Origin of the sequence: Brevundimonas sp. PAMC22021 (assembly GCF_019443405.1) — a bacterium.
GTDB lineage: Bacteria > Pseudomonadota > Alphaproteobacteria > Caulobacterales > Caulobacteraceae > Brevundimonas.
In genome coordinates this window covers 941,989-962,394 of sequence record NZ_CP080376.1, presented here as the reverse complement: position 1 = coordinate 962,394, position 20,406 = coordinate 941,989, and the positions used below count along the sequence as shown (strand labels likewise).

Annotated in this window: 20 protein-coding genes; 5 read left to right on the top strand and 15 right to left on the bottom strand. The window is 68.3% G+C overall.

Translation table 11 applies throughout. The annotated features are described in order from the left end of the window. Positions 1-44: 44 nt before the first annotated feature. From secF to serS, 7 genes are all read right to left on the bottom strand, one after another. The gene (gene secF, locus KY493_RS04710; RefSeq protein WP_219897824.1) at positions 45-1,034 is read right to left on the bottom strand and encodes a protein translocase subunit SecF; all 990 of its coding nucleotides are present in this window, start codon (positions 1,032-1,034) and stop codon (positions 45-47) included. Further along, positions 1,034-2,626, bottom strand: coding sequence for a protein translocase subunit SecD (secD, locus tag KY493_RS04705; RefSeq protein WP_219897823.1), 1,593 nt, complete (start codon positions 2,624-2,626; stop codon positions 1,034-1,036). The genes secF and secD overlap by 1 nt, the downstream gene beginning before the upstream one ends. A 49-nt stretch (positions 2,627-2,675) precedes the next feature. Next, positions 2,676-3,005 (bottom strand): preprotein translocase subunit YajC, encoded by a 330-nt coding sequence (gene yajC / locus KY493_RS04700; RefSeq protein ID WP_219897822.1) that lies wholly within the window; start codon positions 3,003-3,005, stop codon positions 2,676-2,678. Between the two features lie 99 nt (positions 3,006-3,104). Then, positions 3,105-4,160 (bottom strand): M23 family metallopeptidase, encoded by a 1,056-nt coding sequence (locus tag KY493_RS04695; RefSeq protein WP_255568034.1) that lies wholly within the window; start codon positions 4,158-4,160, stop codon positions 3,105-3,107. Positions 4,161-4,273: 113 nt separating this feature from the next. Continuing rightward, positions 4,274-4,918 (bottom strand): protein-L-isoaspartate(D-aspartate) O-methyltransferase, encoded by a 645-nt coding sequence (locus tag KY493_RS04690; protein ID WP_219897821.1) that lies wholly within the window; start codon positions 4,916-4,918, stop codon positions 4,274-4,276. After that, positions 4,915-5,706, bottom strand: coding sequence for a 5'/3'-nucleotidase SurE (gene surE, locus KY493_RS04685; RefSeq protein ID WP_219897820.1), 792 nt, complete (start codon positions 5,704-5,706; stop codon positions 4,915-4,917). Before surE ends, KY493_RS04690 begins: the two co-directional genes overlap by 4 nt. Beyond that, entirely contained in the window at positions 5,703-6,995 is a 1,293-nt protein-coding gene (gene serS, locus KY493_RS04680; protein ID WP_219897819.1) for a serine--tRNA ligase, read from the bottom strand. The genes surE and serS overlap by 4 nt, the downstream gene beginning before the upstream one ends. 115 nt (positions 6,996-7,110) lie before the next feature. Between serS and mutL the strand changes: the two genes are divergently transcribed. From mutL to KY493_RS04660, 4 genes are all read left to right on the top strand, one after another. Further along, positions 7,111-8,976, top strand: coding sequence for a DNA mismatch repair endonuclease MutL (mutL, locus tag KY493_RS04675; protein WP_219897818.1), 1,866 nt, complete (start codon positions 7,111-7,113; stop codon positions 8,974-8,976). A 151-nt stretch (positions 8,977-9,127) separates the two neighbouring features. Beyond that, positions 9,128-10,672: a DEAD/DEAH box helicase gene (locus KY493_RS04670; RefSeq protein WP_219897817.1), complete on the top strand. Its 1,545-nt coding sequence runs from the start codon at positions 9,128-9,130 to the stop codon at positions 10,670-10,672. A 91-nt stretch (positions 10,673-10,763) separates the two neighbouring features. Continuing rightward, the gene (locus tag KY493_RS04665) at positions 10,764-11,819 is read left to right on the top strand and encodes a diguanylate cyclase (RefSeq protein WP_219897816.1); all 1,056 of its coding nucleotides are present in this window, start codon (positions 10,764-10,766) and stop codon (positions 11,817-11,819) included. A gap of 11 nt (positions 11,820-11,830) precedes the next feature. Further along, positions 11,831-12,595, top strand: coding sequence for a 1-acyl-sn-glycerol-3-phosphate acyltransferase (locus KY493_RS04660; protein ID WP_219897815.1), 765 nt, complete (start codon positions 11,831-11,833; stop codon positions 12,593-12,595). Here KY493_RS04660 and KY493_RS04655 read toward each other — a convergent pair. From KY493_RS04655 to KY493_RS04620, 8 genes are all read right to left on the bottom strand, one after another. Next, positions 12,592-12,987: an iron-sulfur cluster assembly accessory protein gene (locus KY493_RS04655; protein ID WP_219897814.1), complete on the bottom strand. Its 396-nt coding sequence runs from the start codon at positions 12,985-12,987 to the stop codon at positions 12,592-12,594. The genes KY493_RS04660 and KY493_RS04655 overlap by 4 nt on opposite strands. A 2-nt stretch (positions 12,988-12,989) precedes the next feature. Continuing rightward, positions 12,990-13,379 carry an SUF system Fe-S cluster assembly protein gene (locus KY493_RS04650; RefSeq protein ID WP_219897813.1) on the bottom strand — a complete coding sequence of 130 codons (390 nt, stop codon included), beginning with the start codon at positions 13,377-13,379 and terminating at the stop codon, positions 12,990-12,992. Positions 13,380-13,382: 3 nt separating this feature from the next. Beyond that, the gene (locus KY493_RS04645; RefSeq protein ID WP_255568033.1) at positions 13,383-14,648 is read right to left on the bottom strand and encodes a cysteine desulfurase; all 1,266 of its coding nucleotides are present in this window, start codon (positions 14,646-14,648) and stop codon (positions 13,383-13,385) included. A 71-nt stretch (positions 14,649-14,719) separates the two neighbouring features. Continuing rightward, the gene (gene sufD, locus KY493_RS04640) at positions 14,720-15,736 is read right to left on the bottom strand and encodes a Fe-S cluster assembly protein SufD (protein ID WP_219897811.1); all 1,017 of its coding nucleotides are present in this window, start codon (positions 15,734-15,736) and stop codon (positions 14,720-14,722) included. Continuing rightward, complete coding sequence (gene sufC / locus KY493_RS04635) at positions 15,733-16,482, bottom strand: Fe-S cluster assembly ATPase SufC (RefSeq protein WP_219897810.1); 750 nt, start codon at positions 16,480-16,482, stop codon at positions 15,733-15,735. Before sufC ends, sufD begins: the two co-directional genes overlap by 4 nt. Before the next feature lie 15 nt (positions 16,483-16,497). Then, the gene (gene sufB, locus KY493_RS04630) at positions 16,498-17,964 is read right to left on the bottom strand and encodes a Fe-S cluster assembly protein SufB (protein WP_219897809.1); all 1,467 of its coding nucleotides are present in this window, start codon (positions 17,962-17,964) and stop codon (positions 16,498-16,500) included. 3 nt (positions 17,965-17,967) lie between these two features. After that, the gene (locus KY493_RS04625) at positions 17,968-19,107 is read right to left on the bottom strand and encodes a cysteine desulfurase family protein (RefSeq protein ID WP_219897808.1); all 1,140 of its coding nucleotides are present in this window, start codon (positions 19,105-19,107) and stop codon (positions 17,968-17,970) included. Further along, entirely contained in the window at positions 19,104-19,589 is a 486-nt protein-coding gene (locus KY493_RS04620) for an Rrf2 family transcriptional regulator (protein WP_219897807.1), read from the bottom strand. Before KY493_RS04620 ends, KY493_RS04625 begins: the two co-directional genes overlap by 4 nt. 160 nt (positions 19,590-19,749) lie before the next feature. Here KY493_RS04620 and KY493_RS04615 point away from each other — a divergent pair, with 160 nt between their 5' ends. After that, positions 19,750-20,400, top strand: a complete 651-nt coding sequence (locus tag KY493_RS04615) for an alpha/beta hydrolase (RefSeq protein WP_219897806.1) — start codon at positions 19,750-19,752, stop codon at positions 20,398-20,400. The last annotated feature ends 6 nt before the right edge of the window (positions 20,401-20,406 follow it).

Below are 20,406 nucleotides of genomic sequence, written 5' to 3'. Positions count from 1 at the left end.
CCGTGCCTTCGCCCGGCGGCCTCGAGTTCGGGTTGCGACCCTGATCAGGGCCGGCTGGCCATGCCCAGCTTCACCGGCTTGGCGTCCTCGACGAGCGCGCCGCGCTTGACGCCCCACAGCAGGATGATCGGCGCGCCGACATAGATCGACGAATAGGTGCCGATGATGATGCCGAACATCAGAGCGATGGAGAAGCCGAACAGCGCCTCGCCCCCGAACACCGCCAGCGCCGCAAGCACCATGACCGCCGTCACGCCGGTGATGATGGTCCGCGACAGGGTCTCGTTCAGCGACAGGTCGATCACGTCGCGCAGGGGCATGGTCTTGTACTTGCGCAGGTTCTCGCGAAGGCGGTCGAACACCACCACCGTGTCGTTCATCGAATAGCCGATCACGGTCAGAATCGCGGCCACCATGTTCAGGCTGAACTCCAGCCGCATCACCACGATCAGGCCGAACGTCAGGATCACGTCGTGCAGCAGGCCGATCACGGCGCCGAAGCCGAACTGCGGCTCGAACCGGAACCAGATGTAGAGGAACATCAGGCCGATCGCGACGCCCAGCGCCAGGAGGCCGGAGGTGAACAACTCGCCCGACACCTTGGAGCCCACGACACTGACGCCGGAATAGGTTACCTCGCCGACCGCGCCGCTGATCGCGCCTTCGACCTGCTGGACGACCTGCGTCTGGTTGCGGCCTTCCGGCACCTGGAAGCGGACAATCGCGGTCGAGCCGTCGTTGGCGTTGCTGTCACGCCGGGCAATGCCCTGCACCTGCACGTCGCCAAGGCTCAGGGTGTTCACCGCCTCGCGCACGCGATCCAGCTCGATCACCTGCCCAGCCGGTTTGGCGACCTCCATCGAGGCGCCGCCCCGGAAATCGATGCCCATGTTCAGGCCGGGATAGAAGCAGCCGACAATGGCGGCGAGACACAGCACGACCGACAGGACGCCGGCCGCTCGCGCATATTTCACGAACTGGAAGTTGGTCTTCTGCGGCAGCAGCTTGATAAAGGGCCATCCACGCATCGTCATCACTCCGCGATCGGCAGTTTCTTGGGTTTGGCCGTCTTCAGCCAGTAGGCCAGCAGCACCTGCGCCACCAGAACCGACGAGAACACCGAGGTGAACACGCCGATCGTCAGCGTCCAGGCAAAGCCGCGCACAGGCCCCGCGCCGAACACAAACATGATGGCGGCCGCGACCAGAGTCGTCAGGTTGGCGTCGATGATGGTGCCCATGGCCTTGTTGAAGCCGGCGTCCATCGAGGCGATGACGCTGCGGCCCGCCCGCGCCTCGTCGCGCATCCGCTCATAGATCAGCACATTGGCGTCCACCGCCACCGCGAACGTCAGGATCAGACCGGCGATGCCCGGCAGCGTCAGGGTGGCCTGCGTCAGCGACATGGCCGCCACGATCAGGATGCCGTTCAGGATCAGACCCAGCACTGACACCCCGCCGAACAGGAAGCCGTAAGCCAGGATCATGAACACCACGATGATGGCGAAGCCGATGGCCGTCGACAGGCCGCCGGCCGCGACGGCGTCGGCGCCTAGTTCGGCCGTGACGACGCGGCGTTCCTCCACGTTCAGCGGCGCGGGCAAGGCGCCGCCGTTCAGCAGGTTCACCAGCGTCGAGGCTTCCTCGATCGAGAACTGACCGGTGATCTGGCCCGTGCCGCCGGTGATGGCGCTCTGAATGGTCGGCGCCGAGATCACCTTGCCGTCCAGGATAATGGCGAAGGGCCGTCCGATGTTCTGCGCCGTCGCCTCGCCGAAGCGCCGCGCACCCGTGCCGTCGAAGCGGAAGTCGATGGCGGGACGACCGCTCTGGTCCGCCCCCACGCCGGCGCGCGTCAGGTTCTCGCCCGACACCAGGATGCGGCGCTTGACCAGATAGGGCGTGCCCTGCTCGTCGGTCAGCAGCTGCGAGTCCGGCGGGACCCGACCGGCGACGGCGTCGTTCACCGAGTTCTCGACGTCCACCATCTGGAAGGTCAGCTGCGCGGTCTGGCCGATCACCCGCTCCAGCTGCGTCGGATCGCTCTCGCCCGGCGCCTGCACCACGATGCGGTCCGCGCCCTGGCGAGTGATGGAGGGCTCGCGCGTGCCGAGGCTGTCGATGCGGCGGCGCACCACCTCGATCGACTGATCGACGGCGGTCGTGCCCATGCCGTTCAGCGCCGTGTCGGTGTAGCCGAAGCGGATGCGGTTGTCGGACAGGCGCGTCGCCGCGCGTTCGACCTCGCCGCTCGGCCCCGTCGCGCCGCCGAGGGTGCGCAGCGCCTGGAAGGCCGCGTCATACTGGCCAGCGTTGGCGATGGTGGCGACCACCCCGCCCTCTTCGCGCTGCAGCTGGTTCACGCCGATCCCAGCCTCGCGCAGGGTGACCCGCACGTCCTCCACCAGGTTGGCGACCCGCGCCTGGCGCATGGCCGGCACATCGACCTCGAGCAGCAGGTAGGAGCCGCCCTGGAGGTCCAGCCCCAGGTTCAGCGCGTTCTTGGGCAGCCAGCCCGGCAGGCTTGCCCGCTGCTGCGGCGACAGGAGGTTCGGAAAGGCCAGCAGCACGCCCACGATCAGGGACAGCACCACCAGCGTGACTTTCCAGCGCGACAGCTGAATCATGGGCGAAGGTCTCGGTTACCGGCCGTCGTGCGGCGCGGAGGGACGCGGATCAGGACTTGGCGAGCGGCTTGGCGTCGTGGGCGGCGATGGCGGTGCGGTTGCGCACCTCGGCCACCATGGCCTTGACCACCCGCACATTGACGCTGGGGGCGATCTCGACGTTGACCTCGGCGTCCTCGACGCGGGTCACCTTGCCGATCATGCCGCTGGACAGAACAACCGTGTCGCCGCGCTTGATGGCGCCGATCGTGTTCGCATGCTCCTTGGCCCGCTTCTGCTGAGGACGGATCAGCAGGAAATAGAACAGGATGAAGATGGCCAGGATTGGCAGGAACTGCATGATCACGGCCATCACGCCGCCGTCGGCTGCTGGGGACATCGGTGAACTCCGGGCAGGGGCAGGCCCTCGTCGGCGCCCCGGTCAAACGAGGCGCGGAACCTAGGGCCGAGGCTTGACGATTGCAACGCGGCGAAAGCGCTACCTTGGCAACACCGTCAATGGATCCACCGCAACGGGATCGTCGCCTTGCATCCGGCGGGTCTCATAGTGAATGGACGGCCGCCCGTCGCCGGCGGTCAGGCCGACCGTGCCGATCTGCTGACCCTGGCGCACATCCTCGCCGTCGCGCACCGTGGCCGAGCCCAGATGGCCATAGACGGTGCGCCAGCCGTTGGCGTGGACGATCAGCACCGTCAGCCCCTGCCCCACCAGGTCGTCGCCGACATAGGCCACCCGGCCTGCGGCCGAGGCGACCACTTCCGCGCCCGCGGAGGCGCCGATGTTGATGCCGTTGTTGCGCTCGCCCATGCCGACCGGGCCGAAGCGGCGCAGGATCTCGCCGCGCACCGGCCAGACCAGCGCCACCTGGGCCGTCCCTGGCGTCGGCGCGCTGGCCAGAGGCGCGCTGGGCCGCGACTGCACCGGCAAGGCGGCGTTGCCGGACGGCGGCGGCGGGGGCGGCGGAACCGCGCCGGCGCTGGGCACCAGCACCCCAACCGGTGAAGGCCCGGTGGCGTAAGGATCACGTCCCGTATCGACGGCCGAGTCGGGCAGCACGATCTGCTGGCCCGGCGTGATCGCCCCGCGCGGCCCCAGGTTGTTCAGGTCGATCAGCGTCTGCACCGGCGTCTGGAAACGTCTTCCGACGCCGGACAGGGTGTCGCCGGGCTGGATCGCATAACCCGCGCCCGCCACGACAGGCGCGCTCGAGATTGGCGGATAGGTCGGCGTGGAGTTCGCCGGCGTCGCATAGGGCTGCGCCGAAGTCGGCGGCAGGGCCCCGCCCTCGACCGGCGCGACGGGCGCCGCCGACGGGGGCGGTGATTCGTAGGACGGGGTCGGCTGGGCGGGCTGCGCACCATAAGGATTATAGGGCTGCCCCGCCGGCGTGCCCGGCGGCGGATAGGCGGACGCCTCTCCCGGCGTCGCCCGCGTCGAATAGCGCGGCTCGGACGGATAGCTGACGCAGGCCGCCAGGCTCGCCGCCGCACCGGCGATCGCCGCCATCCTGATCACGCCCGACCAACTGGCCATTCGTCGCCTCGCCTGCTGCCTGAAGAACTCGCCCGCCCGGTGTGCCCCTTGGCGCGCCCCAAGCCAACCCCGCAAACCGCGCGGAAGTTGGGCGATAAGGTTAAGGCCGCACCTTATCCCTCCTTCGCCAACCCCTCGACCAGCGGCACGAAGCGGACCTCCGTCAGGCTCTCGCGGCGGAAGGAGCCGTCGCCCTGGCCGACGTAGCGGTGCAGCATCTGCACGGACCCTCGGCCGACCGGGGCGACCAGCACGCCCTGGGGCTTCAGCTGCTTCAGCAGTTCGGTCGGCTCTCCGGGCGCGGCGGCGGTGACCATGATGCGGTCGAAGGGCGCCTGTTCGGGCCAGCCGAGGCCGCCGTCGCCGTGCCGGGTGATGACGTTGTCGGCGCCCAGCGCCCGCAGCCGCTCCTCGGCTTCCGACAGCAGGCTGCGATAGCGTTCGACCGAATAGACGTAGCGCGCCAGGCGGCTGAGCACCGCGCACTGGTAGCCGCTGCCGGTGCCGATCTCGAGCACCCGGTGACGCGGCTGCACGTCCAGCGCCTGGGTCATCAGGCCGACGATGAAGGGCTGGCTGATGGTCTGGGCGCAGTCGATCGGCAGGGCCTGGTCTTCCCAGGCCTGGTCCAGGAACTTCTGGTGCACGAACAGCGCGCGGTCCACCGCCTCCATGGCCGCCAGCACCCGGCCGTCGGTGACGCCCTGCTGTCGCAGCGCCAGGATCAGCCGCCCGGCGCGCTCGTCGTCCAGCTTCACGCTCGCTCCACCCGGCGCGGCGGCGCGCCGCCCAGCACCTTCTTCAGGTCGTTGACGCTGGGCATGTGGGTCAGGTCGACATGCAGCGGCGTGACCGAGATGCGGCCCTCGTCGATGGCGCGCAGGTCGGTGCCCTCGGCATGCTCCTGCTTCTTTCCGCGAAAGCTCATCCAGTAGTAATCGCGCCCGCGCAGATCGGTTCGGCGCACCGCGTGCATCTCGCCGATGTCGCGGAATCCTTGCGTCGTCACCTCGACCTCGCTCACCGCCTCGGGCGGGCGGTTGGGGAAGTTCAGGTTCATGATCACGTTCGGCTGCCATTTCTGGTCCAGCAGGCGCGAGACGATGGCGGGCGCGAAAGCCTCGGCCGTTTCCCAGCGCGCGATCACCTCGTCGTGGAAGCGCTCAAGGCTCTGGCTGAGGGCGATGGAGCGGATCCCGAAGGCCATGCCCTGCAACGCGCCCGCGACAGTGCCGGAATAGCTGACGTCCTCGCCGATGTTGTGCCCGCGGTTGACGCCGGACAGCACCAGGTCCGGCTTGTCCGGCATCAGGTCGTTGACGGCCAGGATCACGCAGTCGGTCGGCGTGCCGCTGACGGCGAACCGCTTCTCACCGAGGGAAGCGACGCGCAACGGCTCGGTCAGGGTGATCCCGCGCCCCTTGGCCGACTGCTCGGTCTGGGGCGCGACGGTCCAGACGTCGTCCGACAGCGTCCGCGCGATCCGCTCCAGACAGGCGAGGCCTTCCGCCTCGATCCCGTCGTCGTTGGTCAGGAGGATCTTCACGCAGCCCCGCCCACATGCGTCAGCCCGCCCATGTAGGGCTGAAGCGCGCTCGGCACGGCGATGCGGCCGTCTTCGTCCTGATAGTTCTCCATGATCGCCACCAGGGTGCGGCCGACCGCCAGGCCCGACCCATTCAAGGTGTGCACGAACTCGGTCTTCTTCTCGCCCGCGCGCTTGAACCGCGCCTCCATGCGCCGCGCCTGGAAATCCCCGCAGTTGGAGCAGGAGCTGATCTCGCGATAGGTGTTCTGGCTCGGCAGCCAGACTTCGAGGTCAAAGGTCTTCTTCGCCGAAAAGCCCATGTCGCCCTTGCACAGCAGCATGCGGCGGAACGGCAGCTCCAGCATCTTCAGAATGGTCTCGGCGCAGACCGTCATGCGCTCGTGCTCGGTCTCGGAGTCCTCAGGCCGAGTGATCGACACCATCTCGACCTTTGAGAACTGGTGCTGGCGGATCAGCCCGCGCGTGTCCCGGCCGGCCGACCCGGCCTCCGCGCGGAAGCACGGCGTCAGCGCCGTCAGCCGCATCGGCTCGGCGAGTTCGTCCTCCGACAGGATGCTCTCGCGCACGAGATTGGTCAGTGAGACTTCGGCAGTGGGGATGAGCAGGTAGTCGCCCGTGCGGAACAGGTCCTCTTCGAACTTCGGCAGCTGTCCCGTGCCGAACATCGCTTCGTCGCGCACGAGATACGGCGGGTTCACCTCCAGATAGCCGTGCTGATCGATCTGGATGTTCAGCATGAACTGGCCGATCGCCCGCTCCAGCCGCGCCAGCTGTCCCTTCAGCACCGCGAACCGCGCGCCCGACATCTTGGCCGCCGCCTCGAAGTCCAGCAGGCCCAGCGCTTCGCCCAGATCCGCGTGATCCTTGGCCGGGCCGGTGCGGCGGGGTTCGCCATGACGATGGGTCTCGACGTTGCCCGCCTCGTCCTCGCCGTCCGGCACGTCGTCGGCCGCCAGATTCTTTTGGGCAGCCAGCAGGTCGCGCAGCTCGCCGCCGACCCGCGCCTCGACCTCGGCGGCCGAGGCGATATCGCCCTTCAGCGCCTCGACTTCGGCCTTCAGCCGGTCCGCCTCGGCCATGTCCTTCTTGGCCATCGCCGCGCCGATCAGCTTGGAGGCGGCGTTGCGCTTGGACAGGGCGTCCTGGCCGGTCGTCTGGGCCGTGCGGAGTTCCCGGTCCAACTCCAACGCGCGATCAACGACCTGCTGCGCCTCGGCCACGCCGCGCGACAGCCAGCCGGCCACATAGGCGTCCGGGTTCTCGCGAATGGCTTTGATGTCGTGCATGGCGGCGTCTTTTCGGGCAGGCGGGAGAAGGCAAACGCCTTAACGGCCCAAACGGGCCTGAGCAACGCCGCCGGCCTCGCGTACCGGCCGCAATCGGCCTATCCTTTGCGGACTCATGCCGATCCGCCGCCTCCCGCCCGAGACCGTCAACCGCATCGCCGCCGGCGAGGTGGTCGAGCGCCCCGCCAGCGCCATCAAGGAGCTGGTGGAGAACAGCCTGGACGCCGGCGCCCGCCAGATCGAGATTCAGGCCGACGGCGGCGGACTGTCGCGAATCCTGATCGCCGACGACGGCCGGGGCATCCCCCGGGACGAACTGGCGCTCGCCATCGAACGCCATGCGACCTCCAAGCTCGAGCCAGACGATGCGGGCGACGTGGACCTGCTGCGTATCCACACCCTGGGCTTTCGCGGCGAGGCCTTGCCCTCGATCGGCTCGGTCGCGCGCCTGACCATCGCCAGCCGCGCCCGTGACGCGGCCGAAGCCTGGTCCGTGGTGGTCGAGGGCGGCGACCAGCGCCCGCTGTCACCCACCGGCTTTCCCGGACCGCACGGCGCCCGCGTCGAGGTGCGCGACCTGTTCTACGCCACGCCCGCCCGGCGGAAGTTCATGAAGTCCGAGCGCGCCGAGGCCATGGCGATCTCGGAAGAGATCAAGCGTCAGGCCATGGCGCATGAGGCGACAGCCTTCACCCTGTCGCTGGACGGCAAGACCACCCTGCGCCTGCCGGCCGAACATCCCGGCGACGAGGGTCGGCTGAAGCGCCTGTCCGCCCTGCTCGGCCGCGACTTCGAGGCCAACGCCCTGTTGATCGATCAGGAGCGCGATGGCGTTCGGCTGTCCGGCTATGCGGGTCTGCCGACCTATTCGCGGGGCAATGCGGCGCATCAGTATCTGTTCGTCAACGGCCGGCCGGTCCGCGACCGCCTGCTGCAGGGGGCGCTGCGCGGCGCCTACGCCGACTTCCTGGCGCGCGACCGCCACCCGGCGGCGGCCCTGTTCCTGCAGATCGACCCGCTGCTGGTGGACGTCAACGTCCATCCGGCCAAGGCCGAGGTCCGTTTCCGCGACCCGGCGCTGGTGCGCGGCCTGATCGTCGGCGCCCTGCGTCACGCCCTGCACGCGGCGGGTCACCGCGCCAGCACGACGGTCGCCGCGGATGCGCTGAGCGGCTTTCGCCCGCACAGCGGCCCGACGGGAATAGGGCATGGGGTGTGGGGTGTGGGGGCGCCCGATGGAAGCGTCGCAGATTCGCGAGCGACCGGCTGGTCCGGCTGGCAAGCCTGGGCCGCCCCAGCAACCGCCACGGCGCAGATCATCCCCGGCCTCAACGAACCCAGCGCCCGCGTTGAACCGACCCCACACCCCACACCCCACACCCCACACCCTGACGAAGTCTCCCTCCCCCTGGGCGCCGCGCGGGCGCAGCTCCACGCCAACTACATCGTCGCCCAGACCCGCGACGGCCTGGTCATCGTCGATCAGCACGCCGCCCACGAACGCCTCGTCTACGAACGGATGAAGGCCCAGATGGCCGAGGGCGCCGTGTCGCGTCAGGCCCTCCTGACCCCCGAGGTGGTGGAGCTTGACCCCGCCGAGGCGGAACGTGTGTCCGCCCGCGCCGACGAACTCGCCGAACTGGGCCTGGTGGTCGAAGCCTTCGGCGTCGGCGCCGTGCTGGTGCGCGAGACCCCGGCGCTGCTGGGCGACACCGACGTTCAGGGCCTGGTCCGCGACATCGCCGACGACTTGTCCGAGCACGGCGCGGCGCTGTCGCTGAAGGAGCGGCTGGCCGCCGTCTGCGGGACCATGGCCTGCCACGGTTCGGTCCGTTCCGGCCGCGTCCTGTCCGCACCCGAGATGAACGCGCTTCTGCGCCAGATGGAGGCCACGCCCCATTCCGGACAGTGCAATCACGGTCGTCCGACCTATGTGGAGCTGAAGCTTCACGATATGGAAAAGCTGTTCGGCCGGCGCTGATCCGCGAAATACTTGACTATTTCGCGGGGACTTCTATATCAGCGCCAGCCTCGGGACAGGTCTGCGATCCGCGCCGCCCGCTCGCCCAAGCATCAGGGCGGTTCCGTCGCTTAACGACGCACGCAGACGCTTTTTTCGTCCCCAAGGATACATGACAGAATTCACCACCCTGGGCCTTTCGCCCACGACCCTGCAGGCGGTCGCCGAGACCGGCTACACCACCGCCACCCCGATCCAGGCCTCGGCCATCCCGGTGGCGCTCGCCGGCCGCGATGTTCTGGGCATCGCCCAGACCGGCACGGGCAAGACGGCCGCCTTCACCCTGCCCCTGGTGGATCGCCTGTCCACCGGCCGCGCCCGGGCCCGCATGCCGCGCGCCATTGTCCTGGCGCCGACACGCGAGCTGGCCGATCAGGTGGCCGAAAGCTTCGCCAAATACGCCAAGGGCACCAAGCTTTCGTGGGTGCTGCTGATCGGCGGCGTGTCCATGGGCGACCAGGTCGCCGCCCTGAACAAGGGCGTGGACGTGCTGATCGCCACCCCGGGCCGTCTGCTCGACCTGTTCGAGCGCGGCAAGATGCTGCTGACCGGCGTCGAGATCATGGTGGTCGACGAGGCCGACCGCATGCTCGACATGGGCTTCATCCCCGACATCGAGCGGATCTTCAAGCTGACGCCGCCGCGCCGTCAGACCCTGTTCTTCTCGGCCACCATGCCGCCGGAGATCACGCGCCTGACCACCGCCTTCCTCAAGGATCCGACCCGGATTGAGGCGTCGCGTCCGGCCATGACCGCCGACACCATCACCCAGTATCTGGTCCGCATCCCCTCCAGCGATCCCAAGGCCAAGCGCACGGCTCTGCGCGCCCTGGTCGAGCGGGCGGACGTCAAGAACGGCATCGTCTTCTGCAACCGCAAGTCGGAAGTGGACATCGTCGCCAAGTCGCTGAAGGTCCACGGCTTCGACGCCGCGCCGATCCACGGCGACCTGGATCAGGCCCAGCGCATGAAGACGCTGGCCGACTTCCGCGCCGGCGATCTGAAGATTTTGGTGGCCTCGGATGTCGCCGCTCGCGGCCTCGACATCCCCGACGTCAGCCATGTCTTCAACTACGACGTGTCGCACCACGCCGACGACTACGTCCACCGCATCGGCCGCACCGGTCGCGCGGGACGGCTGGGCCAGGCCTTCATGATCGTCACCCCGGCCGACGACAAGTCGCTCGACAAGGTGCTGAAGCTGATCAAGAAGGAGCCGGAGGAGCTGTCGCTCGACATCGACTTCTCCGCCATCAAGGACGCGCCGCGCCGTGACGAGGGCCGCGGCCAAGGTCGCGGACATGGCCGTGGCGACCGCTCCGAGCGCGGTCGCGCGCGCCGCGAAGAGACGCCCGAGGCCGTTGCGGCGGCGCCCGCCGAAGCGGAAGCCTCCTCCACCCGCTCGCGCGCCCGCCGAGGCCGCAAGCCGGAGGCCGAGGCTGAAACGCAGGTCGCGCCCGCGCCCGAACCCGTTCTGGTCGAGGCTCCCGCAGAGCCGCGCGCCGAGCCCCGCACGCCCCCCCGCTCGGAACCTCAGCTTCGCCAGTCGGACCGTCGCGGCGAGCGCCGGGCGTCCGAACCCGAACGCGGCGGCGTTCGCGGTTTCGGCGACGATATCCCCGCTTTTCTGCGTCGTCCCGTCTCCATCCCCGCCTAGGGGCGGCGCGGACTTAACCCGCCGTTACGGATAATGGCGCTAATGTCTCCATATGAACGGCGAATCGCAATCGCCGCAGTGGGGGATGGGAATGGCGGCTCAGGTTGATCTCGCGATAAGGGGCCCGGCGGCCTATGGCCTGGCCCAACGCGTCATCACCGAGATGGAAGCCGCCGGCGTCTGGCCGACCCCGCTGAACTTCGAGATCTGGCTCAACGCCGTTCACGAGCCGGACGGCGCGCTAGCCACCGAGATCCAGCGTGTGCTGGCGGTCGAGGGCTCCATCTCCGAGGCCGATTCGGAACGCCTCGCCGCCAAGTTCCTGCCGCGCAACAAGCTGAGCGAGCAGATGCGCGACGCCGGCGCAGTGCTGGATCGCGAACTTTCCAGCGTCGCCGACGTGATCGCAGAGGCGCACCGCTCCCAGCACGCCTATGGCCAGACCCTGGCGGGCGCGTCGGAGACCATCAGCCACACCAACGACGGGCAGGCCCTGAAGACGCTGGTGGCCAGCCTGACCTCGGCCACCGCCAAGGCCCAAGCTGAAACCTCCAAGCTGGAGCAGCGGCTGGAAGCCTCGACCGACGAGATCGCCCGGCTCCGCGATAACCTGGATCAGGTCCGGCGCGAGGCGATGACCGACGCCCTGACCGACCTGGCGAACCGCAAGGCCTTTGACGAACAGCTGGCGCGCGCCTGCGCCCACGCCGACGCCACCGGCTCGCCGCTGACGCTGGCCCTGCTCGACATTGACCACTTCAAGCGCTTCAACGACACTTGGGGCCATCAGACGGGCGATCAGGTGCTGCGCTACGTCGCCAGCGTGCTGTCGCGCGTCTGCGGCGAGACGCGCTTCGCGGCCCGCTTCGGCGGCGAAGAGTTCGCCCTAATCTTCCCGGGCGAGGCGTCCGGCGCGGTCGCCTGTGCGCTGGAGGTCATCCGCAAGGAGATCGCCTCCCGCTCGCTGCGTCGTCGTTCGACCAACGATGAACTCGGCGCAGTCACCATCTCCGGCGGCTTTGCCGAGCGCCAGGCGGGCGAGAGCCTGCTGGCCCTGATGGAGCGGGCCGACGCCGCCTTGTATCGCTCAAAGCGCACGGGCCGCAATCTGATCACCGCCGCCGAGACTCGGGCCCGCGCCCACTGACCGAAGACGCGATGCGCAGCCTGGTCTTCAACGTCGCCTACTGGATCCTGTCGATCGGCTATGGCCTGACCGCCGCCTTTGCCGCCCTGGCGCCCGGTCGAGGGCCGACGGGCTGGGTCATTCGCCGGTATGTGAAGCGGATGGTTCAGGCCATGCGCCTGTTCGCCGGCATCCGCCTGCGCGTGCTGGGCAAGGCAAGCCTGCCGGCCGGCGCCTTCATCATCGCTTCGAAGCATCAGAGCTGGGGCGACGGCTTCGTCACCTATGACCAGTTTGACGATCTGGCCTTCGTCACCGGCGATCACCTGGAGAAGTTTCCGCTGCTGGGCGGGGTGCTGAAGAAGCTGGGCGCCATCGTTGTCGCCTCCTGCGGCGGGCACGAGGCGCGAAAGGCGCTGGCGACCCGAGCTGCTGAGGCGCGCGCCGAAAACCGCAGGATCCTGATCTATCCCGAGGGCCATCTGGCCCCCGTCGGCAAGAAGTATCGCTATCGTTCCGGCGTCTGGCACATGTACCGCGACTTCGACATGCCGGTCGTGCCGCTCGCCACCAACCTCGGCCTGTTCTGGCCCGAGGAGCGGTACGAAAAGCACCCGGGCACGGCCACCCTCGACTTCCTGGAGCCGATCCCGACCGGCCTGCCCAAGGACGAATTCCTGGCGCGCCTGGAAGCCGCTATCGAGACCCGCACCGCCGAACTGGTAGCGGAGGCCACGGGCAAGCCCGTCTCCCCCGCCGAGCTCATTGCCACACCGGGGGAAGCGCCGAGGGTCTAGGCGTCCAGCGCCGCCGCCGGCACGATGGTGACGCTCTCTCCGCAACCGCAGGCGTCCGTCTGATTGGGATTGTTGAACACGAACTTGGACGACAGACGCGTGGTCTCGTAGTCGATCTCGGTGCCGATCAGGAACAGCACCGCCTTGGGATCGATCAGGACGGTGACGCCCTTGTCCTCGACCACCTCGTCCAGCAGGCCGGCCTCTTCAGCATAGGCGAAGGTGTACTCCTGCCCGGCGCAGCCGCCGTTCTTCACCCCGACGCGCAGGCCGATATAGGGCTTGTCGGCATGGTCCATGATTTCGCGCACGCGCTCGGCGGCGGCGTCCGTCAAGGTGACGACCTTGGGCCGGGGACGACGGGGACGGGTGGTGGTTTGAAGCTCGGTCATGGTCAGAACATGTTCAGCGCGAGCTTGGCTTCGTCGCTCATTTTCGAAGGGTCCCACGGCGGATCGAACACCAGGTTGGCGTGAGCCGAGCGCACGCCTTCGACCTTCAACACAGCATCCTGCACCCAGCCCGGCATTTCGCCGGCCACCGGGCAACCTGGCGCCGTCAGGGTCATGTCCACCACCACGTCGCGGTCGTCCGACACGTCCACGCGGTAGATCAGTCCCAGCTCATAGATGTCGACTGGGATTTCGGGGTCGAACACCGTCTTCAACGCCTCGATTAGGTCGTCGGTCAGCTTGTCGAGCTCGCCCTGCGACAGGGCGCTCTTCTGCGGCTCGTTCCAGGCCTCGGCAAAGGCGTCGCTGTCGGAAACGGGAGTGTCGGTCATGGCTTACACAAAGAAGTTGCGCGCCTTGATCAGCGCATCGGCGAAGGCGTCCGCGTCCTCCAGCGTGTTATATAGGGCGAACGACGCCCGCGTGCTCGACGTCACGCCCAGTCGCTGCGCCAGCGGCTCGCAGCAGTGCAGCCCCGCCCGGACCGCCACGCCATAGCGGTCCATGATCTGGGCCACGTCGTGCGCGTGCGCGCCCTCGACCGCAAAGGCCAGGATCGCACCCTTGCCTTCCGCCTCGCCGAGCACTCTCAGCCATCCGGCGTCCGTCAGCCGCGCGCGGGCGTGTTCGTACAGCGCGTCCTCGTGCGCCCGCACCGCCGCGCGATCGAAACCCATGAACCAATTCAAAGCGGCGCCCAGGCCGATCGCCTCCAGGATCGGCGGCGTGCCCGCCTCGAACCGGTGCGGCGGCTTGGCGTAGGTGATGCGATCCCGCGTCACCGTCTCGATCATCTCGCCTCCGCCCTGATACGGCGGCAGCGCCTCCAGCGCCTCCGTGGTCCCGTAGAGGACGCCGATCCCGGTCGGCCCATAAAGCTTGTGGCCGGTCAGGACGTAGAAGTCGCAGCCGATAGCCTGCACGTCCGGCTGGGCGTGCACCCCGCCCTGGCAGCCGTCGATCAGCACGCGCGCCCCGACCGCATGCGCCATTTCAGTGATCCGCTTCACCGGATTGATCGTGCCCAGCACATTGGACATGTGCGTCACCGATACAATCCGCGTCCGCTCGCTCAGCAGGCTCGCATAGGCCTGCATGTCCAGCGAGCCGTCGTCCAGGATCGGGATCCATTTCAGCACCGCGCCCCGCCGCTCGCGCAACAGGTGCCAAGGCACGATGTTGGAGTGGTGCTCCATCTCCGAGATGATGATCTCGTCGCCCGGCTGGATCGATTGCCCCAGGCTGGACGCCACCAGGTTCACCGCCTCGGTCCCGCCCTTGGTCCAGACGATGTTGGAAGCCGCCTCGGCGTTCAGGAACCGCGCCGCTGTCTCCCGCGCCGCCTCGAACGCCTCGGTCGTCTCGTTGGCCAGGGTGTGCAGCCCCCGGTGCACATTGGCGTAGGCGCCTTCCATCGCGCCGACCATGGCGTCGATCACCGCCCTTGGCTTCTGCGCCGAGGCGGCATTGTCCAGATAGACCAGCGGCTTGCCGTTCACCGTCCGCGACAGGATCGGGAACTGCGCGCGCGCGGCATAGGGATCGAATCCTCCCTCATTGGGGGAGGGGGACCGCGAAGCGGTGGAGGGGGCCGAACGCAAGGATGGTGTCTGGGGCGCGCCCCCTCCACCATGCTTCGCATGGTCCCCCTCCCCCAAGAGGGGAGGACTTTTCACAGCCTGACCGTCAGCCATTCCCGCACCACTTTCCGAGCCGCCTCGTGCTCGATCCGGTCCACCACCTCGATCAAAAAGGCTTGCGTCAGCAGCGCCTTCGCCTCGTCCGCCGGAATGCCGCGTTGCTGCATGTAGAACAGGGCGCTCTCGTCCAGATTGCCGACCGTGTTGCCGTGCGCGCACTGAACGTCGTCGGCATAGATGATCAGCTCAGGCTTGGCGTCGATCTCGGCCCGCTCGGAGGCGATCAGCGCATGATGGCCCATCCGCGCGTCCGTGCCGTCCGCCCCACGCTGAACCACGATCTTGCCCTGGAAGACGCCGCGCGCGGTGTCTCGCGCCACGCCCTTGGTCAGTTGGCTGGTAGCTCCGTTCGGGGCCACATGATCGGCCACGGTGGTCATGTCCACATGCCGCGAGCCGTTCAGCAGATAAAGCCCATCCATCCGCACCTCGGCGCCCTCGCCGCCATGCGTCAGCTGCGTTTCCAGCCGCTGCAGCCGCGCGCCGGTGGCCACGATCGTCTGGCAATAGACGCCGCCCGCCTCGACCCGAACCCTGGCCTCGGTGACCGACAGCGCAGCCTCAGGCTCTTCGACCAGGACGATGCGCGTCACCTCGGCGCCCGCCGCCACATCCAGCTCCAGCCGATTATGCGCCAGATAGGCCGAACCGCTGCCTTCATGGCTCTCCAGCAGCAGCAGCTTCGCGCCCGGCCGAGCCGAGACCCGAGCCGAGGCGGCGTGCGCCGTTCCGGTCGCATCGGAGATGAAGCGCAGCCGCAGCGTCTGCTCGCCGCCGGCGATGAAGTCCGTTACGCCGACCGGCCGCCCGTTGGCGAAGACAATCGCGTCCCCGCCCAGGTCGTGGAAAGGCCCCGGCCCGCCGACCTCAGCCGGGCCGGAAGGCGGCGGCGCTTCTCTCAGCACCCGCCTCAGGTCACTGTAGCGCCAGGCCTCCACCCGCCGCGAAGGAAAGGTCGAGGCGTCGCGGATATCGAGCGCCGCCGTCATGCCGCGGCCGGAAGATACTTGTCGTAGCCTTCCGCCTCCAGCTGCAGCGCCAGTTCCGGCCCGCCCGAGGCCACGATCCGGCCGGCCGCCAGCACATGCACCCGGTCCGGCTTGATATAGTCCAGAAGCCGCTGATAGTGGGTGATCACCAGCATCGCCCGGTCCGGCGAGCGCAGCGCGTTGACCCCCTCAGACACGATCCGCAGGGCGTCGATGTCGAGGCCCGAATCCGTCTCGTCCAGAATCAGCAGCGACGGCTCCAGCAGCGCCATCTGCAGGATCTCCATCCGCTTCTTCTCGCCGCCCGAGAAGCCGACGTTCAGCGGCCGCTTCAGCATGTCGAAGTCCATCCGCAGGCGCTTGGACGCTTCGCGCACCAGCTTCAGGAACGCCGGCGCCGACACCTCCTCCTCGCCGCGCTGGCGCTTCTGCGCATTCAGCGCCGTACGCACGAACGTCAGCGCCGGCACGCCCGGGATCTCGATCGGATATTGGAATGACAGAAACACGCCCCTGGCCGCCCGCTCGGCCGGCTCCAGCGCCAGCAGGTCCTCGCCATTCCAGGCGGCTGACCCTTCCGTCGCCTCATAGCCCGGCCGCCCCGACAAGGCGTATCCCAGCGTCGACTTCCCCGCCCCGTTCGGCCCCATGACGGCGTGCACCTCGCCAGCGGGCACATCGAGCGTCAGTCCCTTGAGGATCGGCTTGTCGCCAACGGAAACGTGGAGATTGTTGATGTTCAGCATTGTTTTTCTTGTTGTCTAACCAACCGAGCCTTCAAGGCTGATCGCCACCAGCTTTTGCGCCTCGACGGCGAACTCCATCGGCAGTTCCTGCAGCACGTCGCGGACGAAGCCGTTGACCAGAAGCGCAACCGCCTCTTCCTGGCTCAGGCCGCGTTGCTGGGCGTAGAACAGCTGGTCGTCGGACAGGCGGGTCGTCGTGGCCTCGTGCTCCAGCTGGGCCGAGCCGTTGCGCGCCTCGACGTAGGGCACGGTATGCGATCCGCACTCCTTGCCGATCAGCAGGCTGTCGCATTGGGTGAAGTTGCGCACGTTCTCGGCCTTGGGGTGCACCGACACCAGGCCGCGATAGGTCGAATCCGACCGTCCCGCCGACACCGCCTTGGCGATGATGCGCGACTTGGAGTTTCGGCCCAGGTGGATCATCTTGGTGCCGGTGTCTGCCTGCTGATGCCCGTTGGTGATGGCGATCGAATAGAACTCGCCCGAGCTTTCCTCGCCTCGCAGCACGCAGGACGGATACTTCCACGTCACGGCCGAGCCCGTCTCGACCTGCGTCCAGGACACCTTGGACCGATCGCCCCGGCAGTCGGCGCGTTTGGTGACAAAGTTGTAGATGCCGCCCCGCCCTTCCGCGTCGCCCGGATACCAGTTCTGGACGGTCGAATATTTCACCTCGGCGTCGTCCAGCGCCACGATCTCCACCACCGCCGCATGCAGCTGGTTCTCGTCGCGCATCGGCGCCGTGCAGCCCTCCAGATAGGAGACATAGCTGCCCTTGTCGGCGATGATCAGCGTCCGCTCGAACTGGCCCGTCTGAGATGCATTGATGCGGAAATAGGTCGACAGCTCCATCGGGCAGCGCACGCCCGGCGGGATGTAGACGAACGATCCGTCCGAAAACACCGCGCTGTTCAGCGCCGCGAAATAGTTGTCCGAAACCGGCACCACCGACCCCAGATACTGGCGCACCAGCTCGGGGTGTTCGCGCAGCGCCTCTGAGATCGGCATGAAGATCACGCCGGCCTTGGACAGCTCTTCCTTGAAGGTGGTGACCACGCTGACGCTGTCGAACACCGCGTCCACCGCTACCCGAGGCGCGCCTTGCACGCCCGCCAGCACCGCCTGCTCCTTCAGCGGAATGCCGAGTTTCTCGTAGACGGCCAGCAGCTCGGGATCGACCTCGTCCAGCGACTTGGGTCCCTCCTTCTGCTTCGGCGCGGCGTAGTAATACAGGTCCTGATAATCGACAGGCTCGTACTTCACCGCCGCCCAGGTCGGCTCCTCCATCGCCAGCCAGCGTTCATAGGCGGCGAGGCGCCACTCCAGCATCCATTCCGGCTCGCCCTTCTTTTCGGAGATGAAGCGCACGATGTCTGCGCTCAGGCCCTTGGGCGCGAACTCCTGCTCGATATCCGAGGTGAAGCCGTGCTTGTAGCGCTCCAGCTCGGCGACGGCGTCGATGGTTTCCTGAACGGCGGCCATGATTTACGCGACTTCCTTCACGCGCTCTGCCTGGCGCGTCCTGTGCTTCATATAGGCGCCCGACCACGCATCCGCGAACCGGACCCAGTCGGCTTGCGTCGTGCCCCAGCCGCCGGAGACGCGCACGGCCCCGCGAGCCAAGGCGTCCAGCCCCATGGCCGCGATCGTCTTGGACGGTTTCACCTTGCCCGACGAACAGGCCGAGCCGGCCGAGACCATGACGCCGGCGAGATCCAAGGTGATCAGCTGCTGCGGGCTGTCCCAGTCGGAAACCGCCAGGAACAGGGTGTTGGGCAGGCGCGGCGCGCCCTCGCCGATCACCACCGCGCCCGCCGCCTTGACCGCCGTAGCCGCCGCATCGCGCCAGGCGACGTGATCCGCCGCCTGCGACAGGTCGCGCATGGCGCAGCCCGCCGCGACGCCGAGGCCCGCGATTCCCGCGACATTCTCTGTCCCCGCGCGCAGGCCGCGCTCCTGCCCCGCGCCGTGCAGGATGCGCACGCCCGTGCGGCCTTCCTTCAGCACCAGGGCGCCCACGCCCTGCGGCCCGCCCAGCTTGTGTGCTGACAGCGTCAGGCTGTCGGCGTCCAGGTCGCGCATGTTGACCGTGATCTTGCCCGCAGACTGGATCGCATCGACGTGCAGCCAGCCGTCCGCCGCCCGCACCAAGGCGGCCGCTTCGGTGATCGGCTGAATCACGCCGCTTTCGTTGTTGGCGTGGTGGATGGCGACCGCCGCCCGTCCGGGACGCGCCAGCGCCGCCTTCAGCCAGTCCAGATCGACCATGCCGTCCGCATCGACCGGCAGCACCTCGACCGCCGCGCCGGCGTTCGCCGCCGTCTCGGCTACGCAAGGGTGCTCGGTCGCCGAGACGATCAGCCGCTCGCATCCGGCGGCCAGCGCGCTAGCGACGCCTTGCGCATTCGCCTCCGTGCCGCCCGAGTTGAACACCACCGCCGTCGGATCAACGCCGACCAGTTCGGCCACCTGCGCCCGCGCCGTCTCGATCCGCGCGCGTGCGCGTCGGCCCGCCGCATGCACCGCCGATGGATTGCCGTTGTCGGCCAGCGCCGCCGCCGTCGCCGCCTGCACTTCGGGCCGCGTCAGGGCCGAGGCATTGTAGTCCAGATAGACGCCGCTCACGCCGCCACTCCGACGGCTTCGGGCTGAGCCGCCGCAACGTCGCCCCGCCGCCCGGTGCGGTTCATCACCACGTCCTCCAGCGACACGCCCGCCAGATAGCGATGGATTTCCTCGCCCAGATCTTCCCACAGGTTATGGGTGATGCACCGCTCGCCGGCCAGCATGCAGCCCTTGGGCGAGCCGTGCGCCACGCACCGCGTCGCCCGGATCGGCTCGTCCACAGCCAAGACGATCTCGGCCACCACCGTCTGGTCCGCATCCTTAGCCAGCCGATAGCCGCCGCCGGGTCCGCGCACGCTTCTGACCAGCCCGCTCTTGCGCAAACGGGCGAACAACTGCTCCAGATAGCTCAGCGAAATCTCCTGGCGTGCGGCGATCTCGGCCAGGGACACGGCGCGGGTCTGCCCGTCGGCGGCGCGCCCGTTCTTGGCCAGGTCGGCCATCGCCATCACGGCGTATCGTCCCTTGGTCGACAGACGCATTGCGCACCTATGAAAATCCGCGCGCTTTTCGGGGCTCCTGTGCTAGAACCCGCGCCCTCGCCAGGGCGTCGGCGCGCAGGCCGGACTTAGAAAGTCCTACCGATGCGGTCAAGTATTGCCCGGCGGCGAAACGACACTTGAACGGATTCCGGAGCCCTGAATGCCCGAAGTCATCCTGCCCGGCGCCTCCGGCCGCATCGAAGGCCGCTACTCGCCCGGCAAGCGGCCGAACGCCCCGATCGCCCTGATCCTGCACCCGCACCCCAAGGCGGGCGGTCACATGAACAACCCGGTCGCGGTGACCCTGCACCAGCTGTTCGTGCAGCGCGGCTTCGCCACCCTTCGCTACAACTCGCGCGGCGTGGGCAAATCGCAGGGCGAGTTCGATTCGGGCATCGGCGAGCTGGCGGACGCCGCCACCGCCCTGGACTGGCTTCAGGCCAACAATCCGGGCGCCAGCCAGACCTGGGTCGCCGGCTATCAGTTCGGCGCCTACATCGGCATGCAGCTGTTGATGCGCCGGCCCGAAACGGACGGCTTCATCTCGGTCTCGCCGCCGTCCAACATGTACGACTTCAGCTTCCTGGCGCCCTGTCCGGCGTCCGGCCTCTTCCTGCACGGCACCGCCGACACCATCGTGCCGCCGATCGAGGTCGAGCGCGTGGTCAACAAGCTGCGCAGCCAGAAGGGCATCGTCATCGATTACGAGCTGGAGGAAGGCGCCAGCCACTTCTGGCAGGACCACGTCCCCGCCGTCGACCGCCGCGTCGGCGCCTACCTCGACAAGCGCCTGGCCGAGAAGCCGGCCTGAGCCGAA

Coding starts and splice junctions, on each gene's coding strand:
- secF (WP_219897824.1), bottom strand. CDS start 1,034: ATGACGATGCGTGGATGGCCCTTTATCAAGCTGCTGCCGCAGAAGACC.
- secD (WP_219897823.1), bottom strand. CDS start 2,626: ATGATTCAGCTGTCGCGCTGGAAAGTCACGCTGGTGGTGCTGTCCCTG.
- yajC (WP_219897822.1), bottom strand. CDS start 3,005: ATGTCCCCAGCAGCCGACGGCGGCGTGATGGCCGTGATCATGCAGTTC.
- KY493_RS04695 (WP_255568034.1), bottom strand. CDS start 4,160: ATGGCCAGTTGGTCGGGCGTGATCAGGATGGCGGCGATCGCCGGTGCG.
- serS (WP_219897819.1), bottom strand. CDS start 6,995: ATGCACGACATCAAAGCCATTCGCGAGAACCCGGACGCCTATGTGGCC.
- mutL (WP_219897818.1), top strand. CDS start 7,111: ATGCCGATCCGCCGCCTCCCGCCCGAGACCGTCAACCGCATCGCCGCC.
- KY493_RS04670 (WP_219897817.1), top strand. CDS start 9,128: ATGACAGAATTCACCACCCTGGGCCTTTCGCCCACGACCCTGCAGGCG.
- KY493_RS04665 (WP_219897816.1), top strand. CDS start 10,764: ATGGCGGCTCAGGTTGATCTCGCGATAAGGGGCCCGGCGGCCTATGGC.
- KY493_RS04660 (WP_219897815.1), top strand. CDS start 11,831: ATGCGCAGCCTGGTCTTCAACGTCGCCTACTGGATCCTGTCGATCGGC.
- KY493_RS04655 (WP_219897814.1), bottom strand. CDS start 12,987: ATGACCGAGCTTCAAACCACCACCCGTCCCCGTCGTCCCCGGCCCAAG.
- KY493_RS04650 (WP_219897813.1), bottom strand. CDS start 13,379: ATGACCGACACTCCCGTTTCCGACAGCGACGCCTTTGCCGAGGCCTGG.
- sufD (WP_219897811.1), bottom strand. CDS start 15,736: ATGACGGCGGCGCTCGATATCCGCGACGCCTCGACCTTTCCTTCGCGG.
- sufC (WP_219897810.1), bottom strand. CDS start 16,482: ATGCTGAACATCAACAATCTCCACGTTTCCGTTGGCGACAAGCCGATC.
- sufB (WP_219897809.1), bottom strand. CDS start 17,964: ATGGCCGCCGTTCAGGAAACCATCGACGCCGTCGCCGAGCTGGAGCGC.
- KY493_RS04620 (WP_219897807.1), bottom strand. CDS start 19,589: ATGCGTCTGTCGACCAAGGGACGATACGCCGTGATGGCGATGGCCGAC.
- KY493_RS04615 (WP_219897806.1), top strand. CDS start 19,750: ATGCCCGAAGTCATCCTGCCCGGCGCCTCCGGCCGCATCGAAGGCCGC.